The sequence below is a fragment of the Duganella sp. genome, from assembly GCF_039595735.1.
Classification (GTDB): Bacteria; Pseudomonadota; Gammaproteobacteria; order Burkholderiales; family Burkholderiaceae_D; genus Rugamonas.
In genome coordinates this window covers 1-4,909 of the sequence record NZ_JBCNLB010000043.1, presented here as the reverse complement: position 1 = coordinate 4,909, position 4,909 = coordinate 1, and the positions used below count along the sequence as shown (strand labels likewise).

Annotated in this window: 2 protein-coding genes; both read right to left on the bottom strand. The window is 64.2% G+C overall.

Going from position 1 to position 4,909, the window contains the following annotated elements; translation table 11 throughout:
* Positions 1-278: 278 nt before the first annotated feature.
* The gene (locus ABDW57_RS28085; protein ID WP_343733436.1) at positions 279-1,331 is read right to left on the bottom strand and encodes a PHB depolymerase family esterase; all 1,053 of its coding nucleotides are present in this window, start codon (positions 1,329-1,331) and stop codon (positions 279-281) included.
* Between the two features lie 66 nt (positions 1,332-1,397).
* Positions 1,398-4,909: ATP-dependent RNA helicase HrpA (hrpA, locus tag ABDW57_RS28080; RefSeq protein ID WP_343733435.1), on the bottom strand; the 3,512-nt coding region annotated here is incomplete at its 5' end.

Sequence of the window (4,909 nt, the reverse complement as noted above, 5' to 3'; positions counted from 1 at the left end):
ACCACCGGAATCTGCACACAAAGCGCCTCAAAGGACCTGGAGCCTGGGGTGATCAGCAGCCGATCCGCTGCCCATGTCGCTATTTTTCAGCGCCACCTCCGGGATCTCCAGTTATTCGAGGTGCCCATTAGAGGGGCCACGCGCGCTTTTAGTTCCGTTTATTTCCGCCCTAGAGTGAAATATCAGTGATTAGTAGCGGGTAGTACGGAATAGGCAATTTTAGTAAAAACGCCGATTTAAAAAATACCCCACCTATGTCCTCCGGCCCGCGGCGCCGACTATGGGGCGCGCTGGTGGCGGACAAAAAACTCCAGCATCAGCTTGCTGGCGTTCGGTCCGGCTTTGGCGTTGAACGGCAGCGTGGCATCGCCGCCGGACCATGCGTGTTCCAGGTCGTCGATCTGCACGACGCGCAGCATGAGTTTTCGGCCGACGTAGAAGTCGTGCAGGCGGCTGCGCGCGTTATGCGTAAGCTTGGCCGGGCCGGCGAGGCGGTTGAGCAGCAAGCTTTGCCGCATCAACTGGGCCTGGTTGACAGGGCGGACCACAGTGTCGGCTTCCCCCTGGATCAGGATGGCGGGCATGCCGGGGAATTGCGGCTGCCGCTGCAGGATGTCGTGGGCGGCGGTGTCGGCGCGCAGGCCGGCACCGTGGTGCATGATGCCGATGCCGGTCAGCGTGTTCTGCGCGGCGCCAAAGACGGGGCCGGAATGCAGACCCATTGCGGCAAACAGTGCCGGGTGGTTGAGGGCCAGGATATTGGCCATGCCGGCGCCGGCGGAGATGCCGGCGACATAGATGCGGCGACGGTTGATCGGGTAGTCGCTCAGCACTTTGTGAATCATGCTGATGATGGTGGGGACGTCGCCGCCGCCGGCCTGGGTGGCGCGGTCATACCACTTCCAGCAGCGTTGCGCCTGATGGCTGGTGAGTTGCTGGGGATAGAGGACTGCGTAGCCGGCTTTGTCCGCGCGCAGGTTCATGCCGGTGCCTTGGGCGAATTGGGTGGCGGTTTGCTGGCAGCCATGCAGCATGACGATCAGGCCTTCAGGCTGGGCAAAGCCGTCAGGCAGGTAGAGCCAGTAGCGCATGCGCCGTCCCGTCGCGGTGGGGACGTGGGAAGAGAGCCATTTGCCCGGCGCGATGGCCGACGATGCGGCGCGCGGCGCGGCGGGCGGCTTGGCGGGACGCGCGGATGGTTGGGCGCGCGGCTTGGCGGCGGCGCGCTTGCGCTTGGGTTGTGGCGGGGTGGTGGCGGCGGCGATGAGTTTTGCTGTGCGCGTGCCGGCGCGGATCAGGCTTCGCAGCAGCTTGCCGGTGTTGACTGTCATCGCAACGTCCTCCTGTTGCCCCTCAGTCTAGCGCATAGCTGCCGCCTGCTGCGTGCGGCAGGCCGCTTAGCGTAGCATCGACTCCCACACTTTTTGCAAGCGCTTGACTGACACCGGCATCGGCGTGCGCAGCTCCTGCGCGAACAGCGACACGCGCAACTCCTCCAGCATCCAGCGGAATCCCACCAATTTCGGATCGGTGTTTTTGCCGGCCGATTTGTCACGGCTGGCGCGCAGATACGGTGCGGCGGCCTGCTGCCACTCGGCCATCAGCTTGGCGTCGCGCGCCGGATCGCCGCGCAGTTTTTCGATCCGCACGTTCATCGCTTTCAGGTAGCGCGGGAAATGCGCCAGCTGGCTGTACTCGTTCTCCTGCAGGAAGCGCTTGTGCACCAGGCCTTGCAGCTGCTGCTGCATGTCTTGCGCGGCTGGTTGCGGCAAGCCTTGCAGGCGTTTCGGCAGGCCGTGGAATTCGGTCAGCACTTGCGACAGCAGACGCGCGATCTCGTTCACCAGCAGCACCAGACGCGACTTGCCCTCGTCCTTACGCCTGGCGAAGCTGGCGGCGTCGATCGGCAGCGGGTCCTGCAGGCAGGCGATGTCCAGCGCCTTGTTGATGATCTGCTCGCGCAGTTCTTCCTGCGTGCCCATGCTCATGAATTGCATGCCCATCTGCTGCAGGTTGGGGATGCTCTTTTCGATGAATTTGATCTGGTCCTTCATCTGCAGGGCAAACAGGCGGCGCAGGCCGACACGGTGGGTGCGGGCGGCCACCGTCGGATCGTCAAACACTTCCAGGTCGCAGTGCGTGCCTTTGTCCACCAGCGCCGGGAAGCCGATCAGCGTCAGCTTGCCCTGGGCGATTTCCAGCAGTTCCGGTAGCTCGCCGAAGGTCCAGGAGGTCAGGTTGGTTAGCGTGATGTTATTGGCTGGCGCGTTGGCCTGCGCGACCGCCGGCTGCGTATGGGCACCGGCTTTCGCCGGTGCGACGGCTTTTGCCGGGATCACCGCGCGGGCGGCAACGGTCGACTGCGGCCCGGAGGCTTCGGCCATTTTCTGGAAGCTCTCGCGCGCCTGCGAGCCATATTCCGCTTGCAGGGTGGCCAGGTTGCGGCCCATGTCCAGCTGACGGCCATGCTCGTCGATCACCTTGAAATTCATGAAGTGGTGCGCAGGCAGCGTCTCCGGCTTGAAGTCGGTGGTCAGCGGCGTGACCGTGATCTGGGCGCGGATGTCGGCAATGATGGCGTCAATCAGCTCGCCGCGGCCAAAGGCATGCTGCTCTTCCACGCGCTCGCAGAACCTGGCCGCATACTCCGGCAGCGGCACGCAGTGGCGGCGCAGCTTCTGCGGCAGGGATTTCAGCAGCAGGTGCACCTTCTCTTTCAGCATGCCGGGCACCAGCCATTCGCAACGTTCGCGCGACAGCTGGTTCAGCGCATACAGCGGCACCGCCAGCGTCACGCCATCGCGCACGCTGCCCGGCTCGAAGTGATAGGTCAGCGCCAGCTCCAGGCCGGACACGTTCATCTTCTTCGGGAACAGGTCGGTGGTGACGCCGGCCGCTTCGTGGCGCATCAGCTCATCGCGGTTCAGGAACAGCAGCTTCGGTTCCTTGGCCGTGACGTCCTTGTGCCATTTCTCGAAGCCGGCGCCGTTCACCACCTCGGCCGGAATCAGCTTGTCGTAGAAGGCGGCGATCAGCTCATCGTCCACCAGCACGTCCTGGCGGCGCGACTTGTGTTCAAGGTTCTCGATCTCCTTAATCAGCTTGTGGTTGTGCGCGAAGAATGGCGCGCGGGTATCGTAGTCGCCGCCCACCAGCGCCTCGCGGATAAAGATCTCGCGCGCCTCGGCCGGATTGAACAAGCCGTAGTTGATGCGGCGCTGGCTGTACACCACCAGCCCGTACAAGGTGGCGCGCTCGGAGGCGGTGACCTGGGCCGAGCGTTTTTCCCAGCGCGGCTCGCCCCACGATTTCTTCAGCAGGTGGCCGCCGACCTTCTCCAGCCATTCCGGCTGGATCTGGGCGATGCAGCGCGCGTACAGGCGCGTGGTGTCCACCAGCTCCGCCGCCATGATCCACTTGCCCGGCTTCTTGGACAGCGAGGAACCCGGCCAGATATGGAACTTGATGCCGCGCGCGCCGAGGAAGCCCGGATCGTCCTCCATCTTGAAGCCGATGTTGCCCAGCAGGCCGGTCAGCAGCGCCAGATGCAGGTTCTCGTAGGTGGCCGGCGTTTCGTTCAGGCGCCAGCCCTGCTCTTTCACAATGGTGAGCAGTTGCGAATGGACGTCGCGCCATTCGCGCAGGCGCAGTTGCGACAGGAAGTTGCTGCGGCAGTTGTCCTGCAGCTGGCGATTGGTTTTCTTGTGCTCGATCGCGTTCTCGAACCACTTCCAGAGCTTGATATAGCTGAGGAACTCGGACTTCTCGTCGGCGAACTTCTTGTGCGCCTCGTCGGCGGCTTGCTGATGTTCGAGCGGACGGTCGCGCGGGTCCTGCACCGACAGGGCCGACGCAATGATCAGCACTTCGTTCAGGCAAACGTTGTCCAGCGCCGCCAGGATCATGCGGCCGACGCGCGGGTCCAGCGGCAGCTTGGCCAGCTTCTTGCCCAGCGGGGTAATCTGGTTGTATTCATCAACCGCGCCCAGTTCCTGCAGCAGCTGATAGCCGTCGGCGATCGCGCGCGCCAGCGGCGGCTCGATGAAGGGGAAGCTCTCCACATCGGCCAGATGCAGGGTCTTCATGCGCAGGATGACGGCGGCCAGCGAGGAACGCAGGATCTCCGGTTCGGTAAATTTAGGCCGCTGCAGGAAATCCTGCTCGTCGTACAGGCGGATGCACACGCCGTCGGCCACCCGGCCGCAACGGCCGGCGCGCTGGTTGGCGGCCGATTGCGCGATCGGCTCGATCTGCAGTTGCTCCACCTTGTTGCGGTAGCTGTAGCGTTTCACGCGCGCCAGGCCGGCGTCCACCACGTAGCGGATGCCTGGCACGGTCAGCGAGGTCTCCGCCACGTTGGTGGACAGGACGATGCGGCGCGCGTTGGTCGGTTTGAACACGCGCTCCTGCTCCTCGGCCGACAGGCGGGCAAACAGCGGCAGGATTTCCACGTGCGGCGGGTGGTGCTTGCGCAAGGCTTCTGCGGCGTCGCGGATTTCACGCTCGCCGGGCAGGAACACCAGGATGTCACCGGAGCCGATGCGCGCCACTTCGTCAACCGCATCGACCACCGCGTCCATCAGGTCGCGCTTTTCGCGGGCGGCGGCACTGCGCGTGCCCTTGCCTTCGGCGTTGGCCACGGCCGGATTCACCACGTCGCTTTCGATCGGGCGATAGCGCACTTCCACTTTGTACAGGCGGCCGGAGACTTCGATCACCGGCGCCGGCTTCTCCGGCGTGCCGAAATGGCGCGCGAAGCGGTCGGCGTCGATGGTGGCGGAGGTGATGATGATCTTCAGGTCCGGACGGCGCGGCAGCAGCTGTTTCAGGTAGCCGAGCAGGAAGTCGATGTTCAGGCTGCGCTCGTGGGCCTCGTCGATGATGATGGTGTCATAGGCCTTGAGCAGCG